Source organism: Halobacillus salinus (genome assembly GCF_004684905.1).
Taxonomy (GTDB): Bacteria; Bacillota; Bacilli; order Bacillales; family Halobacillaceae; genus Halobacillus; species Halobacillus salinus.
Genome location: NZ_SRJC01000001.1, coordinates 608,526 through 634,906, shown reverse-complemented (window position 1 = coordinate 634,906; position 26,381 = coordinate 608,526). Strand labels below are relative to the sequence as shown.

The 26,381-nt window shown below is 43.1% G+C and carries 24 protein-coding genes; 4 read left to right on the top strand and 20 right to left on the bottom strand.

Annotation, left to right across the window (positions count from 1 at the left end; all coding sequences use genetic code 11):
* Nucleotides 1-33: 33 nt before the first annotated feature.
* The 6 genes from pnpS to citZ form a co-directional block, all read right to left on the bottom strand.
* Nucleotides 34-1,788 (bottom strand): two-component system histidine kinase PnpS, encoded by a 1,755-nt coding sequence (gene pnpS / locus E4663_RS03480; RefSeq protein ID WP_135326698.1) that lies wholly within the window; start codon nt 1,786-1,788, stop codon nt 34-36.
* Complete coding sequence (locus E4663_RS03475; RefSeq protein WP_079479446.1) at nt 1,789-2,484, bottom strand: response regulator transcription factor; 696 nt, start codon at nt 2,482-2,484, stop codon at nt 1,789-1,791.
* A gap of 214 nt (nt 2,485-2,698) precedes the next feature.
* Nucleotides 2,699-3,175: a MaoC/PaaZ C-terminal domain-containing protein gene (locus tag E4663_RS03470; RefSeq protein ID WP_135326697.1), complete on the bottom strand. Its 477-nt coding sequence runs from the start codon at nt 3,173-3,175 to the stop codon at nt 2,699-2,701.
* A gap of 76 nt (nt 3,176-3,251) precedes the next feature.
* Nucleotides 3,252-4,190: a malate dehydrogenase gene (gene mdh, locus E4663_RS03465; protein ID WP_135326696.1), complete on the bottom strand. Its 939-nt coding sequence runs from the start codon at nt 4,188-4,190 to the stop codon at nt 3,252-3,254.
* A 108-nt stretch (nt 4,191-4,298) separates the two neighbouring features.
* Complete coding sequence (icd, locus tag E4663_RS03460) at nt 4,299-5,573, bottom strand: NADP-dependent isocitrate dehydrogenase (RefSeq protein ID WP_135326695.1); 1,275 nt, start codon at nt 5,571-5,573, stop codon at nt 4,299-4,301.
* 112 nt (nt 5,574-5,685) lie between these two features.
* On the bottom strand, nt 5,686-6,801 hold the full coding sequence (citZ, locus tag E4663_RS03455) for a citrate synthase (RefSeq protein ID WP_079479442.1): 1,116 nt from the start codon (nt 6,799-6,801) through the stop codon (nt 5,686-5,688).
* Nucleotides 6,802-7,019: 218 nt separating this feature from the next.
* On the opposite strand from citZ, the gene ytvI reads away from it, so the two are divergent.
* Complete coding sequence (gene ytvI / locus E4663_RS03450; RefSeq protein WP_135326694.1) at nt 7,020-8,138, top strand: sporulation integral membrane protein YtvI; 1,119 nt, start codon at nt 7,020-7,022, stop codon at nt 8,136-8,138.
* Nucleotides 8,139-8,195: 57 nt separating this feature from the next.
* Here ytvI and E4663_RS03445 read toward each other — a convergent pair whose 3' ends face one another.
* The 8 genes from E4663_RS03445 to dnaE form a co-directional block, all read right to left on the bottom strand.
* On the bottom strand, nt 8,196-8,588 hold the full coding sequence (locus E4663_RS03445) for an FxsA family protein (protein WP_079479440.1): 393 nt from the start codon (nt 8,586-8,588) through the stop codon (nt 8,196-8,198).
* A gap of 138 nt (nt 8,589-8,726) precedes the next feature.
* Nucleotides 8,727-10,490: a pyruvate kinase gene (pyk, locus tag E4663_RS03440; protein WP_135326693.1), complete on the bottom strand. Its 1,764-nt coding sequence runs from the start codon at nt 10,488-10,490 to the stop codon at nt 8,727-8,729.
* A gap of 32 nt (nt 10,491-10,522) precedes the next feature.
* Nucleotides 10,523-11,482 carry a 6-phosphofructokinase gene (pfkA, locus tag E4663_RS03435; RefSeq protein WP_079479438.1) on the bottom strand — a complete coding sequence of 320 codons (960 nt, stop codon included), beginning with the start codon at nt 11,480-11,482 and terminating at the stop codon, nt 10,523-10,525.
* A gap of 226 nt (nt 11,483-11,708) precedes the next feature.
* The gene (locus E4663_RS03430; protein WP_079479437.1) at nt 11,709-12,671 is read right to left on the bottom strand and encodes an acetyl-CoA carboxylase carboxyltransferase subunit alpha; all 963 of its coding nucleotides are present in this window, start codon (nt 12,669-12,671) and stop codon (nt 11,709-11,711) included.
* Nucleotides 12,668-13,528 carry an acetyl-CoA carboxylase, carboxyltransferase subunit beta gene (accD, locus tag E4663_RS03425; protein ID WP_135326692.1) on the bottom strand — a complete coding sequence of 287 codons (861 nt, stop codon included), beginning with the start codon at nt 13,526-13,528 and terminating at the stop codon, nt 12,668-12,670. Before accD ends, E4663_RS03430 begins: the two co-directional genes overlap by 4 nt.
* Nucleotides 13,529-13,622: 94 nt before the next feature.
* Nucleotides 13,623-14,225 carry a FadR/GntR family transcriptional regulator gene (locus E4663_RS03420; protein ID WP_135326691.1) on the bottom strand — a complete coding sequence of 201 codons (603 nt, stop codon included), beginning with the start codon at nt 14,223-14,225 and terminating at the stop codon, nt 13,623-13,625.
* An 88-nt stretch (nt 14,226-14,313) separates the two neighbouring features.
* Nucleotides 14,314-15,552, bottom strand: a complete 1,239-nt coding sequence (gene ystJ, locus E4663_RS03415; RefSeq protein ID WP_079479434.1) for an NADP-dependent malic enzyme — start codon at nt 15,550-15,552, stop codon at nt 14,314-14,316.
* 135 nt (nt 15,553-15,687) lie between these two features.
* A complete protein-coding gene (gene dnaE / locus E4663_RS03410) occupies nt 15,688-19,008 on the bottom strand; it encodes a DNA polymerase III subunit alpha (protein WP_135326690.1) in 3,321 nt (1,106 codons plus the stop codon).
* A gap of 129 nt (nt 19,009-19,137) precedes the next feature.
* On the opposite strand from dnaE, the gene ytrH reads away from it, so the two are divergent.
* Entirely contained in the window at nt 19,138-19,470 is a 333-nt protein-coding gene (gene ytrH / locus E4663_RS03405) for a sporulation membrane protein YtrH (protein WP_079479432.1), read from the top strand.
* Complete coding sequence (ytrI, locus tag E4663_RS03400) at nt 19,470-19,964, top strand: sporulation membrane protein YtrI (RefSeq protein WP_135326689.1); 495 nt, start codon at nt 19,470-19,472, stop codon at nt 19,962-19,964. The genes ytrH and ytrI overlap by 1 nt, the downstream gene beginning before the upstream one ends.
* A gap of 35 nt (nt 19,965-19,999) precedes the next feature.
* Here the strand turns inward: ytrI and E4663_RS03395 are convergent, their stop codons facing one another.
* A complete protein-coding gene (locus tag E4663_RS03395) occupies nt 20,000-20,947 on the bottom strand; it encodes a DHH family phosphoesterase (protein ID WP_135327556.1) in 948 nt (315 codons plus the stop codon).
* A gap of 65 nt (nt 20,948-21,012) precedes the next feature.
* Here E4663_RS03395 and E4663_RS03390 point away from each other — a divergent pair, with 65 nt between their 5' ends.
* Nucleotides 21,013-21,363, top strand: coding sequence for a YtpI family protein (locus E4663_RS03390; RefSeq protein ID WP_338323611.1), 351 nt, complete (start codon nt 21,013-21,015; stop codon nt 21,361-21,363).
* Nucleotides 21,364-21,407: 44 nt separating this feature from the next.
* Here E4663_RS03390 and E4663_RS03385 read toward each other — a convergent pair whose 3' ends face one another.
* The 5 genes from E4663_RS03385 to E4663_RS03365 all read right to left on the bottom strand — a co-directional run bounded on the left by E4663_RS03385 (nt 21,408) and on the right by E4663_RS03365 (nt 26,338).
* Nucleotides 21,408-22,721, bottom strand: a complete 1,314-nt coding sequence (locus tag E4663_RS03385; RefSeq protein WP_079479429.1) for a DRTGG domain-containing protein — start codon at nt 22,719-22,721, stop codon at nt 21,408-21,410.
* A 156-nt stretch (nt 22,722-22,877) separates the two neighbouring features.
* Nucleotides 22,878-23,558 (bottom strand): metal-dependent hydrolase, encoded by a 681-nt coding sequence (locus tag E4663_RS03380; RefSeq protein WP_079479428.1) that lies wholly within the window; start codon nt 23,556-23,558, stop codon nt 22,878-22,880.
* A gap of 34 nt (nt 23,559-23,592) precedes the next feature.
* The gene (locus E4663_RS03375) at nt 23,593-25,143 is read right to left on the bottom strand and encodes a polyamine aminopropyltransferase (protein ID WP_079479427.1); all 1,551 of its coding nucleotides are present in this window, start codon (nt 25,141-25,143) and stop codon (nt 23,593-23,595) included.
* A gap of 91 nt (nt 25,144-25,234) precedes the next feature.
* The gene (locus tag E4663_RS03370; protein ID WP_079479426.1) at nt 25,235-25,630 is read right to left on the bottom strand and encodes a DUF350 domain-containing protein; all 396 of its coding nucleotides are present in this window, start codon (nt 25,628-25,630) and stop codon (nt 25,235-25,237) included.
* Between the two features lie 15 nt (nt 25,631-25,645).
* Nucleotides 25,646-26,338, bottom strand: coding sequence for a DUF4247 domain-containing protein (locus E4663_RS03365; protein ID WP_135326688.1), 693 nt, complete (start codon nt 26,336-26,338; stop codon nt 25,646-25,648).
* Nucleotides 26,339-26,381: the final 43 nt, after the last annotated feature.

Genomic DNA, 26,381 nt, shown 5'->3' with positions numbered 1-26,381 from the left:
ACAAACAAATATGAACACAAAGTGAACTAACTATTAATTTTCTGTAAACTTCTTGGGAATTTCCACGTGAAATGTCGTTCCGCGATCAATTTCGCTCTCCACATGAATCGTACCATCGTGCCCTTCCACTATATGCTTCACGATAGCTAACCCCAAACCTGTACCACCGGAATTACGACTTCTGGCTTTGTCGACTCTATAGAATCTTTCGAAGATACGGGAGATCTCTTCTTCTGGAATTCCCACGCCATTATCTGAAACGGAAACCCTCGTAAGGTTCTTAGTATCCTCTAGGGTAACGGATACCGTCCCTCCTTCAGGTGTATAATTCACAGCATTCGTCAACAGATTCATAAACACCTGTTTGAGACGGCTCGAGTCTCCCTCTATATAGGATTCACCTTGTAAGTCTGTTTCTAATTTTACCCCTTTTTGTTCGGCATGCTGCTTCACAATTGGAGTCAGGTCTTCCAACAACTTGTGAATGTCTATGGACTCTATATTCAAACGAAAGTCTTCCCTCTCGAGTTTAGACAACTCCAGCAAGTCTTGAATAAGGGATTGTAATCTTCCACTCTCTTTTAGAATGATTTGAAGGAACTGTTCAAGCATAGCCTCATCTTTCATTGCACCATCCAGCAATGTTTCCGAAAAGCCACGAATCGATGTGATCGGGGTCTTCAATTCATGCGAAACATTCGCAACAAAATCTTTACGCATTTGCTCCAATTGTTTCAGTTCTGTAATATCATGAAATACGAGCACGACACCCTTCCACTTTTGATTTTCACTTAAGATAGGAGCACCGGTTACTTCCAAGTGTTTCCGATTAATATTTACCGGAAGAACGAACGTCTCACTAATGGTCTCTTCAAACATAATGATCTTCTGCACAGTATCATGGATGGCAGTATGAGGAATTGCATCGTGATATAAATAACTGATGTATTCATCGCCGTCGCCACCAAAGGTTTCGAGGAAGGCTCGGTTCACGAGCAGAATATAACCTTTCTCATCAATTAATACGAGACCGTTACCCATATTGTTGATGACCGCTTCCAGCTGATTCTCCTGCATTCCTTTAGTACTGGTCATCTCCTGTAAATTGCGCGCAAGAATATTGATCGAACGACTCAGCTGACCAGCTTCTCCGAAGTGTCCCTCATAGGTTCTGGCTTTATAGTTCCCTTCCGCAAGCTCCGTTGCAACCACAGAAGCAGAACGAATCGGCCGAATGTATTTAGAGAAAATATTGAAACCTATGAAGAAAATAGCAAGCAAACCGAGTAGTAAGGTAACTCCGATCAGTAACCAGATATTTTTCGTAATGTTCGTCAACGATTTCACAGGAGATAGCAGAAGTAACGTCCCATCTATCCGCTCGTAATCGATATTCACTGGATAGTAGAATACATTATCCACGATTCTACCTTCTTGATCGACAGAATCACTTTCCATTGCCTGTGCAACAATAGATTGCTTTTCTTCCTCTGTGATGGTCGGGAGGACTTCTAGTGTATTGATCAATTCTTCACCATCATCCGAAATAAGGACCATCCCTGTCTGGAACTGTTCACTGAAGTCCAATAACTCAGCTTCGTTCACGTCATTGTCTTTTGCATATTGTTCAATGTAATTAGCAAAGTATTGACTCTCTACTTCAATACGTTGTTCAAAGATGTTAACGAAGTAGCCTCTAGTTAGTTGTGCCAGAAGGATCCCAAGCCCAATCATAACGATGACAACTAGAACTGTATAAGTTAATAGCGGTCTCGTATTGGAAGACATCTATTTCGGCTCCTCCATTTTATAGCCAAGACCACGAATCGTCTTGATATAGGATGGCTTCTTCGTATCCGGTTCGATTTTTTCACGAAGATGACTGACGTGAACATCCACTATTCGCGTATCCCCGGCAAAATCATAGTTCCATACGGCACTGAGCAACTGATCCCTTGATAACACACGTCCCAGATTCTTTGCTAAGTAGAGAAGAAGTTCAAACTCTTTCGGTGTGAAGGTCAATGGGTCTTCTTTAATGGTGGCTTCATATTGCTCTGGATAGATTGTTAAATCGGCAATCTTGATAAAATCTTCTTCCACTTCTGCTGGTTCCCTTACCATCCTTCTCAAAATAGCCTTTATTCTCGCTACTACTTCACGAGGACTGAAGGGTTTCGTCAGGTAGTCATCCGCACCTAGTTCAAGCCCTAATACTTTATCAAATTCATCATCTTTTGCCGTAAGCATCAAAATTGGTGTATCAACCTGTTTCTGACGGAGCTGCTTACACACTTCCATCCCATCCATTCCTGGAAGCATGACGTCCAAAACGATTAAATCAAACGAAGTCTCGGATGCTTTCTCTAGTGCATCGTTTCCTGCATATGCTACTTCTGTCTCATACCCTGCTTGTTCAATATTATATTTCAGTAACGTTACGATCGATTCTTCATCGTCCACTATAAGTATCTTTTGTTCCATTCCTATCACTCCAAGCTACAAGTTACATTCATCATACAATGAAGTTTACAATTTGAACACGGATGTTAATGATATTTACTGAATCTTAATATAGGGCTTGTATCAAGTATGTGTATTTACAGCATTAATACACCGACTAATGTAATGTCTTAGTCTTTGAATTATTAATAATAAACCATATAAAAAAGGAAGGCTTGTCTCAGCCTTCCTTCTCTTAATAGAAATTCTCCAAAGAATTTGCATTCATGGAACTCGGCTCATATGGAGGCTGAATAGCAAGGTTGCCTCTCACGACTTCATCCCCTTCATTATCGTAACCAGTCACTTGCATTTGAACTAAATGATTATCCATATCGACCTCTTTAATTTCAACATTAAAGCGGACTTCCGCATAATGGTATACCGGCTTCGGATATTCCAACTCTTGTTTGACAATATGACTGCCTGGTCCAGGCAAATGCATGGACACGATAGATGAAACCATACCGAAAACCATCACACTCGGTACAACCGGTCTTTTGAATGGAGTTTGAGATGCATAGTCGTGTTGAATATAAAGAGGGTTTGCATCATCGGTCAACCCTAGATACATCAGTAGATCCCGATCCTCTACAGTAAAGGATGTGGTGAACGTTTCCCCGACTTTGATATCTTTCAACTTTCTACCTAACTTTCTCTTCTTATCTAACATACCCTCACCTCTTTGAAAGCGTTTTCTGTTATCGTTGTAAAAAAGGATCCGAGGACAACCCCGAATCCTTCTACTCTTATTTTAATACATTCAGCACGTTTTTAACAGAGTCAGCTGATTGATCTAATTGCTGCTTCTCATCTTCCGTCAATTCCAGCTCAATCACTTCTTCAATTCCATTACCTCCAAGAATAGTAGGAACACCAAGGTAAATTCCTTCGTATCCGTATTCTCCTTCTAGGTATGCGATGGCTGGCAATATACGACGCTGATCCTTCAAGATCGCCTCTGCCATTTGGACAAGGGAAGCTGCTGGTGCATAGTAAGCACTACCATTACCTAGCAAGCCTACAATCTCTCCTCCACCTTTACGTGTGCGCTCTACGATAGCGTCCAAACGATCTTTTGAAATCAATCTTTCTAAAGGGATTCCTCCAGCAAAGGAGTATCGTGTTAAAGGTACCATGTCATCACCATGGCCTCCAAGAACGAATCCTGTCACATCTTTGATCGATACGTTCAATTCTTCTGCAACAAACGTACGGAATCTTGCCGTATCCAGTACTCCCGATTGCCCAATAACGCGGTTCTTCGGTAATCCCGCCTCTTGGAATACTGTATATGTCATCGCATCAACAGGGTTTGTCAAAACAATGATATAACAATCAGGAGAGTATGTAACAATCTCCTTCGTTATACTTTTCATGATTTTAGCGTTGGTTGCGACTAGGTCGTCTCGACTCATGCCAGGCTTACGCGCAATTCCGGCTGTAATGATGACTAGGTCAGAATCCTTTGTATCTTCATAACTGGAAGTACCTTTCACCTTAGCATCGAAACCTTGGACCGGACTTGCTTCCAGCATGTCCAGCGCCTTGCCTTTCGTTGGATCCTCCATGTCTGGGATGTCCACAAGTACGACGTCTCCCAGCTCTTTCTGGGCGGCCATAAGCGCAGTCGTTGCACCTGTGAAACCCGCTCCTATAACGGATATTTTATTTCTTCGAATAGCCATAGAAATCCCCTTTCCTAATCATACATTTTGTGTAGGAACTTAATCATACAACAAGAGGCTAGAGAGAAGCTACCCCGCTTAACTCTAGCCTCTATTATTCACTGGAGATTAACCCATGTTTTGAATCAATGCATCACCGAATTCAGAACATTTCACTTCCGTAGCACCGTCCATCATACGAGCGAAGTCATATGTGACCGTCTTACTTCCGATCGTTTTGTCCATGGAATTTGAGATAAGCTCAGCTGCTTCTCTCCAACCAAGGTGTTCTAGCATAAGGACACCAGAAAGAATAACAGAAGATGGGTTCACTTTATCCATTCCTGCATACTTCGGTGCTGTTCCGTGTGTAGCTTCGAAAATAGCATGTCCAGTTTCGAAGTTGATGTTAGCTCCCGGTGCAATTCCGATTCCGCCAACTTGAGCTGCAAGTGCGTCAGAAATATAGTCACCATTAAGGTTCATTGTAGCTACTACATCAAATTCTTTCGGACGAGTAAGGATTTGTTGAAGGAAGATATCAGCAATTGCATCTTTCACAATCAATTTACCTTCTGCTTCTGCAGCATCCTGTGCTTTGTTCGCTGCGTCTTTTCCTTCTTTTTCAACAATACGGTCGTATTCTGCCCATGTGAATACTTTATCAGCGTATTCTTCTTCGGCTACTTCATAACCCCAGTTCTTGAAAGAGCCTTCTGTGAATTTCATAATGTTTCCTTTGTGCACGAGCGTCACATTCTTACGACCTTCGTTCAATGCATAGTCGATTGCAGCACGAACTAGTCGCTTCGTACCTTCTTCTGAAACTGGCTTAATACCAATACCGGACGTTTCAGGGAAGCGGATGTTATGTACACCCATCTCATTTTGAAGGAACTCAATGACTTTTTTCACTTCAGGTGTACCCTGTTGCCATTCGATACCTGCATAAATATCTTCAGTGTTTTCACGGAAGATAGCCATATCTGTATCTTCAGGGCGCTTCACTGGAGAAGGCACTCCTTCGAAGTAACGGACAGGGCGCAGGCAAGTGAACAGATCCAGCTCTTGACGAAGTGCTACGTTCAAGGAGCGGATTCCTCCACCGATTGGGGTTGTTAGTGGTCCTTTGATTGCAATTTTATAGTCACGAATCGTATCAAGTGTTGCTTCTGGAAGCCATTCGCCTGTTTTATCGTAAGCTTTTTGGCCAGCGTACACTTCTTTCCACTCGATTGACTTTTCGCCATTATATGCTTTATCAACTGCCGCTTCAATTACTCGGCTCGCTGCTGCCCAAATATCGGGACCGATTCCATCCCCCTCGATGAAAGGAATGACTGGACGATTAGGTACGTTCAATTCTCCGTTTTGTTCTACTGAAATTTTTTCTGCTTGTGACAATGGAAACCCTCCTAAAAATGTTTGCATACTTTTCTGGGATGATACATCCTCTTCTATCATACGTTAAACTATAAAGAATAAAAAGTCTGTCTGATTTCTGTCCGATGTGTTATCAGCGGTCCTCAATTGGCGTGTAGGTCTGCCCTTTAGGTCCTACATATTCCGCTCTAGGACGGATCAGACGGTTGTTTGAGTATTGCTCTAAGATATGTGCCAACCAACCAGAAACTCGGCTCACAGCGAAGATCGGTGTGAAAATATCGTGATCGATTCCAAGGCTATGATAGACAGATGCAGAGTAGAAGTCTACGTTTGCCGGAAGTCCTTTGTTCTCTTTAATATAATCTTCGATCTTAACAGACATATCATAGTACTTAGATTGACCTGTAAGTTCTGTAAGTTCACGAGACATTTCTTTAAGGTGTTTGGCACGTGGATCTCCCGTACGGTATACACGGTGGCCCATACCCATGATTTTCTCTTTATTTGCTAACTTCTCTTCAATCGCAGGAATTGCATTATCAACGCTGCCGATTTCCGTTAGCATTTTCATAACGCGCTCATTTGCCCCACCGTGAAGTGGACCTTTTAGTGCGCCAATTGCAGCCGTAACTCCTGAATACACATCAGAAAGTGTTGCAACACAAACACGGGCTGTGAACGTAGATGCGTTCAATTCATGGTCTGCATGAAGGACAAGCGCTTTGTTGAATGCTTCTATTTCGATGTCTTCTGGATCTTTCCCATTCAACATGTACAAGAAGTTCGCCGCAAAGCTTAATTCTTTCTTCGGAGATACAGGTTCTTCTCCTTTTCGAATACGTGCAAAAGCAGTTACTACTGTAGGGATTTTCGCTTGAAGTCTGAGCGCCTTACGCTTGTTGGCAGCCTCCTCCATTACATCCGATTCCGGGTCGAACAACCCAAGCATAGATACTGCTGTGCGAAGAGCAGCCATCGGGTGTACAGTGGATAGGTCATACGATTTCAAGTGATTGATCACTTCTGAAGGTATATCCATATTTGAAATGAGTTCAGTTTTGAATTCATTCAACTCGCTTAAAGTTGGAAGTTTTTGATTCCATAGTAAATAGACAACTTCTTCAAAACTAGAGTGATTCGCTAAATCATCGATGTCGTAGCCAACATATGTAAGCTTATCATCAATGATTGAACTAATAGATGAATCCGTTGCTGTAATTCCTTCTAAACCTTTAGTAGATGCCATACAATCTCTCCTTTTAAGTAATTCAAAAGTCTTCCTGTCCATTCGACAAGAAAACGCTTTACTTTTTCGGTATGAACGATTAGGAAATGAACCCCAAATTCAATTATAAAGTATTCTGAAGAGAATGTGAATTGAAACCGGTTAATTTCTGGTATTTTATCGAAGGAATCAAGTTTTAAGATGTTCTTGTCTATCTTTGGTACAAAAGGAGGTTTGCCTTGAACAGCCCTCTATACTCACGCGTATTTAGATTCTTGTTATTGCTTGTTTCATTGATTGGATTTCTATATGCCGGCTTTTTCACATGGAGGTATCTTGCTCCTTTCATCATTGCTCTTTTTATCTCCTGGAGTGTACAACCTTTCGTAAACTTACTACATGTCAGGTTTCATCTACCAAGGTCACTTGCCAGCTTGTTTATTTTAGTCCTCTTAGGTTCATTGATTGTCTCTCTTATTCTGTTAGTGATAGTTGAAGCAATTAATGGGATCCAAGTCATCGGTAAAGATATCCCCATAAAAGTCGAAAAACTCGTTTCTCATGTGATCGAACAGCTCGCATCCATTCTAATTCAGGCAACCAGAGGACTAGAGACTTGGCTTAATTCGCTGGAACTATCGAATCACTTTTCTTTAGAGGATACTCTTTCCCTTATCCAAATCAAGATAAGCGAACTTTCTTCTGCATTTATCGACTCACTATTTGGTGCGCTCTCTACTGGACTCGCCAGTCTGCCTATGTCTATGACATCTATCATTGTAGCTGCTCTTGCAACGTTCTTTTTCACTAAGGATTGGGACAAGCTCCATTCAGTATGGAACACTCTGACACCAGATTTCTTCCGTGATACCGCCGGACTAATACCGAAACAGGTTAAGGAGACGATGGCAGGTGTTGTGAAGGCTCAAGCTATCCTTGTCCTGATCTCAAGCTTGTTGATTTGGGTTGGCCTCTCTATATTAGGTATCGAACATACATTGAGTATTACGATGGTAGCAGCAGTCGTCGATGTCATCCCTTATATCGGCACAGGAGTCATTTTTATTCCTTGGGCACTTTTCGAATTTTTCCAAGGAAACTTTCCTTTGACCATCGGGTTATGCATTCTCTATATGATTGTCGTCTTGACGAGGCAAGTACTCGAGCCGAAGCTGCTCGCCTCTCATTTCGGGGTACATCCGGTGTTTCTGCTTATGGGACTTTTCCTCGGGTTTCAATTGCTAGGCGTTTACGGAATGGTATTAAGCCCATTTATCATTGTTTGCATCAAAACCTTGCACTCTTCCGGTGTTTTTCATTTAGCGATCGATTTTATCATGGGAAGGACCCGTATATAAACATGGTATGCTCCCGAGCAAAAAAGGCATTCTCCTATTAAGAGAATGCCTTTCTAATTATCGACGATAAATGGTCACAGAACCCTTGTCCATCATCCGCATTATAACTTTCCTTAGTAAACGTTTAATAGGTGCACGGGTAGCTGGCACGAGCAAAATGAACCCGATGGCATCCGTTATGAATCCAGGTGTCAAAAGCACAGCACCGCCAACAAGGATACAAGCTCCATCAAGCAAAGCATCTTGAGGAGGCTGCCCTCTAGACATGGAATCTTGTACATTCCGAATGGTCTCGAGACCTTGCTGCTTGGCGAGCCAAGCACCGATGATTCCTGTTGCAATGATCAATAAGATCACCCACCATGGACCCATCCAATTACCAGCCCATATGAGCACCCCTATCTCCAATGCTGGTACAATTAATATAAACAGTAATAACCAGCGAAACATACGATCTCCCTTTCCTTGATTCTTTTCTTTATTATACCCTGTACAGTGCTATTCATAAAGTAAAAGGAATATAGGCGACGGGGCATTATAAAGATACAAAAAGCGGAGAAGGATACCCTCTCCGCTTTAGCTTTGAACTTATATTACACTGGAATGACCTTCGTAGATATCACCACGAGAGCTATCCACGGTTAAGTCAGAACCATCTTGAATCACATCAAGAGCATCCTTCACACCTACGACAACCGGGATTCCAAGGCTTAGGCCAACGACAGCTGCGTGAGATGTCAGTCCACCTTCCACAGTAACGAGTGCTGCCGCTTTTTCAATAGCCGGCATCATATCGCGGTCCGTTGCATCAGTGACAAGGATATCTCCGTCTTCTACTCGGTTGTTTGCATCTTCACTGTTCTTGGCAACGATCGCTCTTCCATAAGCGCTTTTCTGACCGACACCTTGACCTTTGATCAGTACATCGCCAATGACGTGAACTTTCATCAGGTTAGTCGTTCCACTTTCACCTACTGGAACACCAGCTGTGATGATGACGCGATCACCGCGTGTCGCCATTCCGGCAGAAAGACTCTTCTCAACAGCAAGATCAAGCATCTCATCTGTAGAATAAGCACGTTCTCCCATTACAGCATATACACCCCAAAGAAGGGACAACTTGCGGTTAACCTTTTCACTTGCCGTAATCGCTACAATAGGAGCTTTCGGGCGATACTTGGAGATCATGCGTGCAGTGTGTCCACTTTCTGTCGGCGTCACGATGACGTTCACATCCAGGTTGATTGCTGTGTGTGTAACAGATTGGCTGATCGCATCTGTAATCGTCATATCACTATGCTTCGAACGATCATCCAAAATACCTTTATGGTTTAGACCAGTTTCTGTTTTGCTTGCAATATTGTGCATCGTTTGAACAGCTTCTACTGGGTAATCCCCTGCTGCCGTTTCACCAGATAGCATAATCGCATCTGTACCATCGAAAATCGCATTCGCAACGTCGGATGCTTCCGCACGAGTCGGACGAGGGTTGCGCTGCATGGAATCAAGCATTTGTGTAGCGGTGATGACTGGCTTACCTGCTTTATTACATTTTCTAATAAGCTCTTTCTGTACAAGCGGTACATCTTCTGCTGGAATTTCAACACCAAGATCTCCACGTGCAACCATAAGACCGTCACTAACTTCAAGAATCTCATCGATGTTATCGACACCTTCTTGGTTCTCGATCTTAGGAATGATTTGGATATCAAGTGCATCGTGTTTCTCTAGCAGTTCTTTGATTTCAAGAACATCAGAAGCACGACGTACGAAAGAAGCAGCGATGAAGTCAACACCTTGCTCAATACCGAATTCGATGTCTTTCGCATCTTTATCCGTGATTCCTGGAAGGTTCACGCTGACATTCGGTACGTTAACACCTTTTTTATTTTTAAGTGGTCCATTGTTTAGAACCGTCGTCTTGATTTCATTATTGTCTTTATCAATTTCTTCTACTTCAAGTTCAACTAGACCGTCGTCCAATAGGATCTTAGATCCAGGGTGTACATCATTGATCAATCCAGGATAAGTGACAGAGAAACGCTCTGCATCTCCTTCGATGTCATCCATGCTTACATAAGCAGTAGACCCTTTTTCAAGATAGACTTCTCCTTCTTTTAGCGTGCCTGTACGAATTTCAGGTCCTTTCGTATCAAGAAGGATCGCAACCGTCTTACCAGTAGCCGCTGCCGCTTCGCGAATGTTCTTAATACGAGCGCCATGCTCGTCAAAGTCACCGTGAGAGAAATTCAGGCGAGCAACGTTCATGCCTGCATTAATGAGATCCGTCAGCTTCTCAACAGATTCTGAAGCTGGACCAATCGTACTTACAATCTTTGTTTTTCTAAACATCTTTATTCTCCTCCTCTAGTACCACTTGCATATTATATAGACAACTCTTTAGAAAGACGATACATATCCAAATCAACTTGATGCTCGGTATTCAAAATATCGATAATATCATGATCGACGAGCAGGTTTTGTTGTATACCTACCATTCGCCCTGCATGTCCATTAAGAAGTAAGTCTACCGCATGAGCACCTAGACGACTCGCCAACACACGGTCAGCTGCTGAAGGAGATCCACCGCGCTGAGTGTGACCTAGAACCGTTACTCGTGTCTCAAGCTCCGTCTCATCTTCAAGTTGCTGCGCTACATCGACACCACTGCCGACGCCTTCTGCAACAATGATAATACTGTGCTTCTTACCACGCTCATGCCCGCGCTTCAAACGGTCTACTACTTCTTGCATCTGATCGGTTGATTCAGGAATTAAGATACTTTCCGCACCGTCTGCAAGACCTGACCATAACGCAAGATCACCAGCGTCTCGTCCCATAACTTCAATGACATAAGTGCGTTCATGGGAAGTAGCTGTATCTCTTATCTTATCGATGGCATCAATAATGGTATTTAATGCTGTATCAAATCCAATAGTGAAATCTGTACCAGGAATATCATTGTCAATAGTGCCCGGTACCCCTATACAAGGATAGCCCTTTTCGGTTATTTTCTTGGCCCCCATAAAAGTACCATCGCCACCAATTGCAATCAAGCCCTCGATACCATGTTTTTTAAGCTGTTCAATACCCTTCATCTGACCTTCTTCGGTTTTGAACTCTTCACATCGCGCAGAGTATAGCTTCGTACCACCGCGCTGAATGATGTCACCGACAGAACCGAGTTCCATCTTTTCGATATTGCCATCAATTAAACCTTGATAGCCATACTTAATTCCGTATACTTCTAAGCCATGATAGATCGCTTTACGGACGACAGCACGTATAGCTGCGTTCATGCCTGGTGCATCGCCGCCACTAGTAAGTACACCGATTCTCTTCATTCTCATCACCTCAAAAGTTTGACTAGTTATTCTGTCCCCACCCAAGGGTTTAGCGAAACCTATTTTCAACTACCACTGTTTTACCTTTAGCATGCGCAACTTACGAAAAAGGAGTATATCATTTGCAAATGATAGCGTTACCAACCCCTCAAGATGCGAAAAGTCGCACTAGGTTTGTGCGACTTTCTTCCACTAAATGGGAACTGTATTCTTTCAACCGTACCTATTATAAATCAAGATGCGTATATTCGCCAATGTTTTTATATTTCTCAAATCGCCCTTCTAATAACTGGGAGTCACCTAGATCTGTAAGTTCATTCAAAGCTTCCTCAATTACCCGATCAATGTTCTCAGACTGAGCAGCGATATCTCGGTGAGCACCGCCTCTGATCTCAGGGATAACAGTGTCTACAATCCCTAAATTCTTCAAGTCATAAGAAGTGATTTTCATGGATTCTGCAGCTTTTTGAGCATAGGCTGCGTCTTTCCAAAGAATAGAAGCCGCACCTTCTGGAGAAATGACGGAGTAGGTTGAATTTTCAAGCATGAAGATACGATCACCAATTCCGAGTCCTAGTGCACCGCCGCTACCCCCTTCTCCGATTACAATACAGATGATCGGGACGGTCAGTCCGGCCATTTCCATCAGGTTCCTTGCGATCGCTTCACTCTGACCTCTCTCTTCTGCTGCTTTCCCTGGGTAAGCGCCCTTCGTATCAATGAAAGTGATAATCGGGCGATGGAATTTCTCCGCCTGCTTCATTAAACGGAGCGCCTTACGATACCCTTCAGGATGAGGCATTCCAAAATTACGGCGAATATTCTCCTTCGTATCTTTACCACGCTGATGGCCGATCACAGTAACAGGCTTGCCTTTATACTTGGCAATTCCTGATATGATCGCTTCATCATCACCATACAACCTGTCCCCATGAAGTTCTAAGAAGTCAGTGAACAGATGCTCGATGTAATCTGCAGTTGTGGGCCTTTCCGGATGGCGGGCCATTTGGACGCGGTCCCAAGGCTGCATGCGGTCATAGACGTCCGTTTCAAGTTTCTCAAGGCGAGCTTCGAGCTTCACAATCTCGTCACTTAAATCCATCTCACTGTTATCCGTCAGTCTCTTCAACTCCGCTATTTTATCTCGAAGTTCGATAACTGGCTTTTCAAATTCCAATACATGTTTCACTCTTCTCCACCTCCCGGAGTATGAACATCCAATACGGTGTTTAGTGTCGAGCGCATCTCATGTCTATGCACTACTTTGTCAAGTTGACCGTGTTCCAAAAGAAACTCGGCTGTTTGGAAGTCATCAGGTAACTTCTCCCGAATGGTTTGTTCAATGATACGACGCCCTGCAAAGCCTATCAGCGCCTTCGGCTCTGCAAAATTATAATCTCCTAGGGATGCAAAGCTTGCAGATACTCCTCCAGTTGTCGGGTGGGTCATTACCGAAATGAACAGGCCACCTTCTGCATGCAGTCGTTGCAAGGCAACGGATGTTTTACCCATCTGCATTAAGCTGAGCACACCTTCTTGCATACGTGCTCCTCCAGAAGCTGTGAAAATGATGAAAGGAATTTTTTGTTTCCTCGCATTTTCGATGGCGTTGGTGATCTTTTCTCCTACAACAGATCCCATACTTCCCATCCTGAATCTAGCATCCATCACTGCAACAGCTGTTTCTTTCCCTTCTAAGGATGCTTTACCAGTTACTACAGCTTCGTTCAAGTCAGATTTCAGTCGGTCTTTCTCTAACTTCTCCTCGTATTCTGGAAATTGAAGAGGATTATTTGAAATCATATGCTTGTCCCATTCTTCAAAGGAACCCTCATCAAATAAGTGCTGCAACCGCTCGTATGCAGTTAGACGGTGGTGATGGTCACAATGTGGGCATACATTCATATTTCGTTGTAATTCTTTTCTGTAAAAAATCTTCTGGCAGTTTGGGCACTTCTGCATAAGCCCTTCTGGTACATCCTTTTTTGCTTCTTGTCTAGGTATGGATGCATAGCGTTTTTTCTTGCTGAAAAAATCTCTTAGCAAGGTGATTTCCTCCTTTGGGACAAAGCTTCCTTTCTTCCAATATACATGAACGACTTCTCAGAATCTCTCTGTTCATGTCGAACTTATTCGACAATCAAGGAGTGGCAAATAAATCGAGCACATCTTCTGGTGTGCCAGATTGCAACAAATGTCGGACAGATTCATACCAATCTGCGTCATATTCTATAATATGAACTGTCTTCGTAAATCCAGATATAAATTGCCACATAGACAACAGCAAGTGTTGTCCACAAACTTCAAATAAATAATGAAAAAGTTTCAGGTGCATCTCTTCTCCATTGAACTCTTCGAAAATATGATCAACGACCTTTATTTGGTCTGTTGAAACCTTGCCTGCCACCCTCATCAATGCTTCTTTCTCAAGCATTCGTTTAGCTGCTACAAGCTCTTCTCGGGTTCTTGACTCATTCAATAAAAAGTTGGAGAGTAACTCGACCATATGATAAGGCCTGTAAGCTCTCATGAATGTTCCTTCTCCACGTTTAGTCTCAATCAGCCCCAACAACTCCATCGCCCGAAAAGCTTCACGGATTGAAGATCTGCCAACTTGAAGTTGCTCGCTCAACTCTCGCTCAGATGGAAGTTTGTCTCCAGGCTTCAAATGATTCGTCTCAATATATGCTTTCAGCTGATGCAGCACACCTTCATATACCTTTCCGTTATGAGAATGAGCCACAAAATGCACCTCTCTTCATTTGGACAACCTTTTCATTATGTAGAAAAAAAGGGGAGGTCCCCTCTTTTCCTTTTATAGATAAGACCATTTATTCTTCATCAATCATGGTGAGCTGCCTAGTCTTCTCAGCCACTTCTTCCGGATCAACGTGATGCCTCGCAACACCTGACTCCATAGCCGCCTTGGCAACGCTAGCTGCCACAGCCGGTGCTACTCGAGAATCAAATGGAGCTGGAATAACATAATCGTCACTCAACTCATCATCACTGACGAGGGAGGCGATAGCTTCCGCAGCTGCAATTTTCATTTTTTCATTGATCCGTGTAGCTCGTACGTCTAACGCACCTCTGAAAATACCAGGGAAGGCAAGAACATTATTCACTTGGTTAGGAAAATCAGAACGACCAGTACCAATGACACGAGCTCCAGCTTCTTTGGCGTCATCAGGCATAATCTCCGGCTCAGGATTGGCCATTGCGAAGATGATAGGATCATCATTCATCTTTTCAACGACTTCCTTAGAAAGTAATCCGCCAACAGATACACCGACGAATACATCGGCTCCTTCCATGACTTCATCCAACTTACCTTCTACACGGTCTTTGTTTGTGATCTTCGCGATTTCATCTTTTACTTCATTCATTCCATAGTCCCGACCTTCGAAGATCGATCCCTTCGAATCACACATGATGATGTCGCGCACGCCGAAATGATACAAGAGTTTGATGATCGCAATCCCTGCAGCACCCGCTCCGTTCGCAACCACTTTAATATCAGACCAGGACTTGCCTGTCAGCTTTAAAGCATTCATTAAACCGGCAACTGTCACGATAGCCGTCCCGTGTTGGTCATCATGGAAAATCGGAATGTTCGTTTCCTTTTTCAAACGATCTTCAATGATGAAGCAGTTAGGTGCTGCGATATCTTCCAGGTTCACACCCCCGAAAGTCGGTTCCATCAGTTTAACCGTTTGGACAATCTGATCGATATCCCGGGTGTTCAAACAAATCGGGAACGCATCTACCCCAGCGAAACTCTTGAAAAGGGCTGCTTTTCCTTCCATGACGGGGAGGGCAGCCTCTGGTCCGATGTTTCCAAGCCCGAGAACAGCAGAACCGTCACTTACAACAGCGACCATGTTTCCCTTCATCGTATAATCATAGACTGTTTCCTTATGATCATAGATTTCTTTACAAGGCTCAGCTACACCTGGAGAATATGCCAGACTCAGGTCTTTTGCATTTCGTACAGGGACCTTAGAAGTGGTTTCTAACTTACCTTTATTTACTCTGTGTATGTGCAGTGCTTCATCTCTCAAATTTGACACGGGCGACACGCTCCTTTTAATCAATAGAAATATCAACCGGACTCTGGTGGTCTGACCACCATGAACTACTTTATTATAACAGATGGTTATTCAGTGTAAAGAAATACAAAAAGGTGGACTGAGTAGTTCTATCCATCAGCGTAGAACTACAGAGTCCTCATCGAAAAACTGGTGGATTTTCCTCATGAATTCTTCACTAGTATTCACTCCATAATCCAGCTGGTACGTACTTCGATCTTCGGCTCGAAAAATGACGACTGGTGTATTTCCCGGGAAATACTGCGTGAGTTTCCGGACGTGTTCGACCGACTCTTTCTCATGTTCCGTCTCTACTTTAATAAATAACCTCTGGTCAGAAGCTGAAACCTCTGTCTCTTGTAAATGTTCGATACCATTAATAATCAGCTGCGGACTACCCCTACGTTCCTCGACCTTTCCACGGATGAGAACCAGGCATTGTTCTTCTAACCACGGTCTAACGTCCCGATACGTATCAGGAAACAGCACACCATCCATCTCAGCCCTTTCATCACTAATCGTAACGAACGCCATGGACTCTCCACGCTTCGTCCGTATTTCCTTTATAGATTCGATAACAGCAGCCGTTTGCACCTTTTTATTTTTCTTCTTGGTTATCGCTTGGATTGTTTCGTAATCTTTTTCTTTCTTGTCACGAAAAGCTTCTAAGGGGTGATCAGACAAGTATGTCCCTAACACATCTTTCTCCATCGAAAGTTTCTTTAACTCTGGGAAAGGTTCTATATCGTGAAACTCCCCCATACCGAAATGGTCTGTGAACAATTCCGGCTGATCTTGGAATTCCTTAAACAACTCTCCTTGTTCAAGTGCCTGGTCCACGCTAGCAAGCAGCCTTGCTCTATTTGTATCGAATTCATCAAAGGCTCCAGCAATGATCAGAGTTTCGATTACGCTCCGGCTCACAGCTTTTGATGTGACCCTTAAACAGAAGTCATTCAAACCCCTGTATGCCCCTTCTGCTCTCTCCTTCAGAATTTCTTGAGCCGCTTGGTACCCAACACCTTTTATAGCTATCAACCCCAAGCGTATCGATTTCTTTTCATCTCTTGTCACAAGACTGCTTCGGTTAATTCCGGGTGGCAATACACGTATATCCATGTCTCTTGCTTCTCTTATATACATAGATATCTTTTCTTTGTCACCAAGATTGGCATTCATTAACTCGGATAAGAAGTACGTCGGAAAGTGGGCTTTTATATATGCAAGTTTATAAGAGATTACACTGTAGGCGACAGCGTGACTACGGTTGAAACCATAGTTCGAAAATTTCACAATCCAGTCGAACAATAGGTTGGCGACATTTTCGTTGTACCCCTTCGATAAGCACCCTTGGATAAATTCCTGTCTCTGCTCCTGAAGGACATCTTCTTGTTTCTTACTTACTGCACGACGTAAGAGGTCCGCTTGACCTAAAGAGTACCCTGCGACCTTCTGTGCTACTTGCATGATTTGCTCTTGATATACAAGTACTCCGAACGTAGACTCGAGGATCGGACGCACCTCAGGATGGGGGTATTCGACTTCCTCCCTACCATGTTTCCGGTTGACATAGGTTTGGATATATTCCATCGGTCCCGGGCGATAGAGCGCATTCACCGCTACGATATCTTCAAAATGAGAAGGTTTGAGCCTTCTCAAAACGTGCTTCATCCCTTGTGACTCTAATTGGAATACCCCGTTCGTCCTTCCTTCTTGCAATAATCGAAAGGTATCGGGATCATTTAAAGGAAGGGATTCTGTTGTAAACTGACTTGACTCATATTTTTGGATCTTCTGTTCCATCCGTTCTAATAACGAAAGGTTTCTGAGGCCTAGAAAATCGACTTTCAACAACCCGATCTGTTCCAGTTCATTCATTGCTAGCTGTGTTAAATAAGCCTCACCTTGTCCACTCATGAGGGCGGTGTAATGGATGAGTGGTTTTTCACTAATGATTACACCTGCTGCGTGCGTAGAAACATGTCGAGGCAGCCCTTCCAGTTTCGCAGCGACCTTAAATAGCCTCTTGAGTTTCTCATCATTTTGAACATATTCCTTCAACGTATCTGATTCCCTGACAATCCGAACTAGGGAATCGTTGGAATTCTTCGGAATTTGTTTGAGGATAAACGAAGCATCGTGATCATTTATACCAAGTGCTTTAAATAAGTCCCTCAGAACACTTCTAGCACCGAAAGTCCCGAACGTACAAATTTGAGCGACATGGTGCCGTCCGTATTTCTGTGCTACGTACTGGATCACTTCGTCCCTTCGATGGTCGGGGAAGTCTATATCGATATCCGGCATATTCACTCGCTCTGGATTCAGAAACCTTTCAAATAATAAATGGTACTTAATCGGATCCACTTGTGTAATGTCCAACAAGTAGGCAACCAGTGATCCCGCCGCAGAACCACGCCCCGGGCCAGCATGAATCCCCTGGCTCCTCGCATAACGGATGAAGTCCCATACAATCAGGAAGTAATCACTGAAATTCATAGATTGAATCACACGAAGCTCATGCTCTAAACGCTCGACCGCTTTACCCTTATCAGACTCTCCATACTTATCCAATGCACTCCAACACAGCTCCCGCAAGTAATCGTCCGCCGATTTGCCTTCAGGCGTCGGGTACGAAGGAAGTAGCTGTTGGTCCAAATCAATTTCCACATGGCACTTCTCTTGAATCTTCTCTGTTGCCTGAAGAGCTTCCGGCCACCACTCTTTAAAATACTTCTCCATTTCCATAGGAGACTTAAGATAATGATGACCATGATCCAAGACTTGATCCGATACGCGATCTCCTCTCTCGATTGCTTGTAAGCAGCGATGAGAATCAGCATCCTCTTTATGTAGATATCTCACGTCACCAATGACAACTACGGGGATTTCTTCTTGTTCACTCCAAGTTTTTAAAGGCTGGTGAAGCTGTCTCTCTTCGTGCAGATCAACGTCCTGTATGGCCAGAAAGACATCCTCTTTGCCGAATACACTCTGCCACTCGGTTACTTCAGTATGCACGCGCTCTTCTTCACCATTTGCAAACCAATCTGCCCAGGGGGTTTGACCTGTCTTAACGATTGTAAGAACCCCTTCTTGATATTTCCTTAACTGCTCAAGGTCCGGCACAATGTTTTGTGTTTGCATCCAGGAACTGATTTTCATTATATTACGGTATCCATTTAAATCCTTTGCAATAAGAATACTTGGAAAGGATAGGCTGTCATGAATAATGTTTAATTGCATACCCATTATCGGCTTGATGCCATGGTTATGGCATGCCTGATAGAAGGCGACGGAACCATGCATCACACTGTCATCTGTGAGGGCTAAGGCTTTATACCCTAACGCTTTTGCCTCTTTAGCTAATTCTTCTACTCTAATGGTACTTTGCATTAAGCTGTATCCACTTTTCACTTGGAAGTGAGTAAACGCCATTAGGTTCACCTTCTTTCTATATAAATTATAGCGGCATCTATTTAGATAGAAAACCCCCTTGCATAACAGGCAATTCTTTAGAATATTTTGTTAACAGAAGAACATTCTCAAGCGAAAAGAGGGACAAGAATGGAAGACCGCATGATCGTATCCATAGTACAATGCTTCTTTATCGCTTTTGGGGTAATCGTAGGTGGTACTATTATCGGGAGTATCGGAAGCTATTTAACAGGTGAGGCTCCTTTGACATCGATGTTTCGGATTGCAAAAGGACTTAGGATTTGGGCCATTGTTGCTGCTATTGGAGGAACATTCGATGCAATCAGTAACTTTGAAAAAGGAATATTGGATGGGTCGACATTTGACATTTTCAAACAAATGGTTATTATCGTATCGGCTATGGGAGGTGTCAAAGCAGCATTGTTGCTATTCGAGTGGCTTCTAGGAGAAGAGGTGACCTGATGCACATCCCTCCCTTGTATAAAAACAAAGAATGGAGGCGTTTCCTGGCAGGTATCGCGCTAGGAGCGATTGTGGGCTACAGTTTTTTCATCCTTATTCATGGACAACAACAAGAAACAATCATCCAAGAGCACATACAGCTCTCAGCCCAACTACACGAAGCAGAGAAGAAATATGAGAACCTGCTCAATAACCCTCCTGAGGAAGAAGACAAGCCATTGAAAGTCCGGGAGTTGCAGGTTCGTTATACTAACGCAAAAAAACTAGAAGTAGACCTTCTCACCCAGCACCAGCTTACTTCCTTGGTGAAAGAATTATTATCTTCCGTTCATGGGCAAAACCTTGAAACTGTTGCAGACCAAGTAGACCTTATGATTTCTACGATAGAAAGTAAAGACTACGTGATCGATCAGCTTACCTATCAACTACAAGTAAAAAAACTGATAGTTACAGAGCAAGTATCCTTCGATTTAGAAATCAAGCTCGCCCCTTAGAGAAAGGAAAGACCTTCCTAGATGAAGGTCTTTTCTTATTGGATATACGCCATACAAGCTTGCTGTAATTCCTTCTCGATCTCTTCCGTTTCTGCCCAATCACTCGCCGTAGCGCCCGCTGCCATTGGATGGCCGCCACCGTTATGTTGAGCAGCGATTTCGTTGATAACCGGTCCTTTAGAGCGAAGTCGTACGCGAATGGAATCCTCCTCTTCTACGAAGAAAACCCATGACATAATTCCCTCAATATCCCCCAGAATCCCGACTAAGGCACTCGTTTCAGACGCCGTCATATCATACTCTTTCAATACATCAGCCGTCAGCTTCACCGTTGCATAGCCCGGTTCTTTCCTCTCTATATTTTGAAGGACATGCCCTTTCAATCTCGCTACATTCAAAGGGGTTTTATACATCTCATTGTATAAACTGCGTCGATCAAAGTCATAATGAACAAGCTCCGCCGCGTAGGACAATGTCTTTGGTGTAGTACTCGGGAATAAGAATCGCCCCGTGTCTCCAACGATACCAGCGTAAATGAGTCGAGCTGATTCTTCATTCATCTGTGCTCCATCTTGTTTCATATGTAGATATAATTCATAAATGAGTTCACATGTTGAACTCGCCGTCGTATCTACCCATTGTAGATCACCATATTGATCCACCTCAGGATGGTGATCTATCTTGATCAACTCAGCCCCTTGATGATACCTTTGGTCATCGATACGCGCTTGATTAGCCGTATCACATACGATAACAAGCGCTCCTTCATACGCTACGTCCGGCACTTCATCCATTGTAACGAGGAAATCCAATGAGGAATCTTCCTTGCCTGTGGTATAGACTTTCTTATCGGGATAATTCAACTCAATCAACTTCGCCAATCCAGCTTGAGAGCCATAAGCATCTGGGTCCGGCCGAACGTGTCGATGAATAATGATGGTTTCGTATTGCTTTATTTTATTAATGATAGCCTGCTTCGTCATAGTCATGCTCCTTTCTTCCTTCCTTTCATTAAACCATAGTTTTTTTCTGACAGGTAGCCATTTGGATGAAAACAAGCTACAATAAGAAGAGAAATTCAATACACTTCAGGAGTCGATCCATTTTGATACTTTTCCCTATACTTATATTACTGTGTCTCGTACTATATATTTATTACAAAGTAATGGTTACTCGTACGAAAGAATCTCTTACACAAGTCTATTTGAACAGCAAGTCGAAAATTTTCCTCGGTGGCTTCATTTTCTTCTGGGGAATCAATCAGTATCTGTTTTATGAAACAAAGCTATCTTTATTGATAGGGATTGTATTCGTATTACTAGGAGCTTTCCAAGCAAGAACGGGATGGAAAGCAACGAAACACTATCGGAACGAGTTCCAAAAACATCAAACAACTTAATGCATACTAAAAGGCGATGACCCACGAGGTTATCGCCTTTTTCATTATCTATCTATCAATTGAGCCATCAGAAGAGCTTTTCCGACAATCGCACCTTCGTGATGCACTTCGATTTCCACTTTCGCAAATTTCCGGCCTACTTCTAATATTTGAGGGTACAAATCAATCTCACTCTCTATTTGCACAGGTTTTATAAAATAGACTGAAATATTCTCAACAACTAAGTCACCCTTCTTATGCTTCTGAAGAAGTCTGCTGGAAGCCTCTGTAACCAATGTTGTGAACACACCGTAAGACATCGTGCCGAGCTGATTGGTCATTTGAGGGGTCACCTTCGACCTAAGGTGCTGAGAGCGCCCAGTTGATTCGAGCACTTCCAATTGTTTAGTCGCTAGGTCGTCTATGGTTTCACCCACTTGAGGTTGGCGCTGTATGTTCTGCAAAGCTTTTAAAACGTCCTGCCTCGAAATGATCCCTTGCAAATGATGCGCTTGATCGACAACCGGCATCAATTCAATCCCTTCCCACACCATCATGTGGGCTGCATTCGCAAGAGAAGTCGTCGTATGCACCGTCATTGGATTCCTAGTCATTACTCTACTGATACTCACTTCAGGTTCTTTAGCGATGACATCTTTAGAAGTCACGATTCCGACTACACGGTTACTGGCATCTACGACTGGATAACGATTATGTTTTGTCTCTGAGTTGTAATCGTACCAGCGCTGTACAGTATCGGTTGTCTTTAAGTATTTAGAATCCTCGAATGGTGTATATATATCGTCTACTAACACGATTTCTTTCTTAATTAGTTGGTCGTATATCGCTCTATTAATCATCGTCGCAACTGTGAAGGTATCATAGCTAGTCGAGATTACAGGGAGCTGCTTCTCGTCGGCAAGCTGTTTGACGGTTTCATTTGTATCAAAACCACCCGTGATCAGTACTGCCGCTCCCTCTTGAACAGCCAATTCATGAGCATTGGTCCGGTTCCCTACAATGAGTAGCGACCCTGCTTCTGTGTATCTCATCATCGCTTCAAGCTTCATCGCCCCTATGACAAATTTGCTCAACGTTTTATATAGGCCCTCTCTACCTCCGAGTACTTGGCCATCTACAATGTTTAAGATTTCAGCAAAAGTCAAACGCTCAATGTTTTCTTTCTTCTTCTTTTCGATGCGAATCGTCCCTACACGTTCCATCGTGCTCACAAGATGTTGATTCTCTGCTTCTTTGATCGCACGATAAGCTGTCCCTTCGCTTACATTCAGCGCTTTAGCGATGCCGCGGACAGATATTTTACTCCCCACCGCCAAGGATTCGATGTGCTCTAAGATTTGCTCATGTTTTGTTGCCATCACGTCCACCAAACTTTCTAACTGTACTAATCGTTTTGTCTTTAATTGTTATTATACAACTGATACAGATTCATCGCAATTAATGGCAGAAATCTCTTTCTATTCACACAAAAAACCTTCCATCTCACGAAAGATGGAAGGTCTGAACTTTGTAAATTACAGCTCTATGGACTCACCAGGCTTAAGCGCTTTTCCTTTACCTGGACTTACTTTAGATGCAAATGCTTCTCCGTCCTGATTGATAAGATCAAAGGTGTTATAGTGAATCGGAACGACCTGTTTTGCATTCAGCCACTCTGCAGCTGTTAATGCATCATCCGGCCCCATAGTGAAATTGTCTCCAATCGGCAGGAAGGCAAGGTCGATGTCGTTTCTTTCACCGATCATCTTCATATCTGTAAACAGCCCTGTATCACCGGCATGATAGATCGTTTTCCCATCAATTGTGAGAAGAATCCCTGTCGGCATGCCCGTGTAAACAATCGTTCCATCTTCTTCTGTAAAGGAAGAGCCATGGAAGGCTTGAGTAAACTTCACCTGTCCAAAATCGAACTCATGCGCACCGCCTATATACATAGGGTGTGCATTCAGCCCCTTGTTTCCCAGATAATCTGCTAGCTCAAAAGGAGCAACGACTTGGGCATCATTTCTCTTGGCAATGTCAAAGGTGTCTCCAACATGATCATTATGTCCGTGCGTAAGTAAGATTACATCCGCTTTCACTTCGTCTGCCTTTAGATCTGTATTACCATTATTCGAGATAAAAGGATCAAACAAGATGGTTTTCCCGTTTGCTTCAACCGTGACTACTGCATGTCCATGAAAAGATACTTTCATACTCACCACTCCTTATGTCATTATTCACCCTCACTTAATAATGAAGCCAAGCACTCTCGTATTTCTGTATCAAGTGAGGATCAATTAAAGTGTTTGGCTTTAACGCCACTGTTTTCCCTTCACTCGTTACGATTTCCCCATCTTCATCTTTCCCAAACACAGTAAGGGCTGGAAGTATTTCTTCTGAGAGGAACTCCGTATCCACCCCAATTTCTAACTCGGAGACATCTATTTTCTCACGGCTCGCCATGACAAACCCCCAGTTACCAAAGCTCGGGATATCGACATGCAAATTTTCGGTGTATAGACCGGTTGATTCCACCGTTTCATTAATTGTCCAGTACACTTCTGTTGCAAATACAGGCGATGTCGCTTGAATCATCGCTGCTCCTGACGGGGAAAGGTGGTTTCGTACCAGCGAATAGAATTCCCGTGTGTACAATTTGTTCAAGCTCTCATTATTCGGGTCTGGTAGGTCTACGATGATCACATCGTAGAACTCTTCTGATTTCTCGAGAAAATTGAAGGCATCCTGATTCAATACTTTCACCCGTTCATCAGACAAGCTGTCTTGATTCACTTGAAGCAAGTGGTAATTTGTTTCCGCGAGTTCTGTTACAGCAGGATCTAAATCGACTAGTGTGATTTCACCTATATCGTCATACTTTAGTAACTCTTTTGTGGCAATGCCGTCTCCCCCTCCAAGTACTAAGATGTTTTGGTGGGATTTTGCATAGGCCATTGGCGGATGCACAAGCGTCTCATGATACCGATATTCATCGGAAGAACTGAATTGAAGTGAGCCATTCAGGTAAAGACGAGTATCGCCTTGTTCTTTCGTGACTACGATTTTTTGGTAGGCACTCTCTTCCATATGGATTATAGGATCCTTGTAGAGTTTCTGTTCAAAGGAGAACGCCATTTCTTCGCCGAAGAACAACCCAGCGATCAGTAACACGGCAATAACGACTCCAGATGAAACATGGAGGGCCATTCGCTTAATGTCTCTTCTGAATAAATAGAGTACAACTAAAGCTACTGCCAAGTTAATACACGCAACGAAGAAGGCACTCTTGACCATTCCCATTTGCGGCCGTAAATAAAAGGCGAACAGCAAGCCGCCTATTAATCCACCTGCATAGTCTGAGAATAGTACCCGAGCCGTACTGCGATTAAGCTCGACACCTATCTCATTCGCTTTCCGAATCAGAATAGGCAACTCCACACCTGTCAGCGCACCAATGGTAAATGTAATCAAATACAATAGGAAGGCGTCTGTTCCAGACGGGGCGAATGCCGTCATTCCGAACATGGCAAAACTCGAAAACCCTCCAATAAGGGCGACCATGAACTCGATCCATACAAAGGTGATAATGAGATTCTTCATGACCCTTTCACTCATGCTTGCACCGATGCCCATTCCAGTAAGGAACAGACTGATTGTCAATGTGTACTGCTTCACTCCATCACCAAGGATATAAGAGCCAAGCGCTCCGAACAGAACCTCGAAAATAATACCACAAATGGAAACAATCCCTGATGCCCAATAAATAAAGTGACTCTTTCTGATGTTACTTGCTTCCAACCTTTTCACTCCTATAACACATACTACAAGTAAGAAAAGCCACTATGGAGACTATCCTAGTGGCTTTTGACATATATGAGGACCGTCAGCGTTATGTAATGGAAGCACCAATTACAAAGGCAAGACCGATCGAGACCCCCATGGAGATAATACCTACAGCTGTATTGTTTTCCTTTAGCTTCGTCTCAACAGAGAAGCTGCGTGTGAACATCTCGAATAGTAAATACGCAATCATTTGAAGTACCATTCCATAAGCACCCCAGATCAATGTATCCCAAACCGTAAAACTGTGATAAATAGCAAAAGACAACACGATACAAATACCGATGATTTTTCCGGCGATTGACATCGCTACCGCCTGGTTTCCACTTTTCACTTCATCCCAGTCTTTATACTGCTTTGTCAAAAATTCAAAAATAACTAATCCGATTAAGACGACCGCAACAGCGATCACAAAATAACCTAGCGTTGCAATAAATGGTCCCATGATTAACAGCCTCCTTTATTTTCCTGTACCTGGTCCGCCCCCGCGGTTAGAAGATCCACGGAAAGATCCAGAATTATTGGATTTCAAACCTCCGAATACGCCATACCCTCCGTAACAGTCATTCGTTTGACGGCATGTATTCCTTCTCTTCTTGAACCAATCGTCTACATCCAGTACTTCGTCCAAAATATAATAAGCAAGCAGTCCGTCGAAAAAGCTCGGAGAATAATTGTTCCGTACAAACTGATCACCAGCAAGTTCAATAGTGACAAGTCCCGGCTCTTCACTACTTTCTTGTATGATAACAAATGTTTCTGGATAGACAAGAACTTGTTTATCACTCTGCCGCTCACTTATTTCCTGAGGCTGCACTTGATCTGATAACTGGTCTGCCACTTCCGGCAGGGTCAATTCTCGTGTCATATAAATCTTTGATACACCATTATCACTTTGAACCGTATCTAGTAAAGGAAAAGCACGTTGAATGAGTTCTTCTATCGATGAGGATGTATTATTCGAATCTCCGTTAAATTGATCAATTGTATTGATAATTTCACTACGATCCGGTTCATCCGGTAATTCATTATATGTATCTTCTACGTTAGAACCAGTCATCCCTCTAAGCGGGTTTTTATCCGGGCCGAAAACGTTGAATAACAGAACAATAGCAATAATTCCGACAACAATTATTCCAGCAAAGTCCTTCATGTAAGATCCTCCTCTCTCAGAAAAATAGTGCGTGCCTAACAGC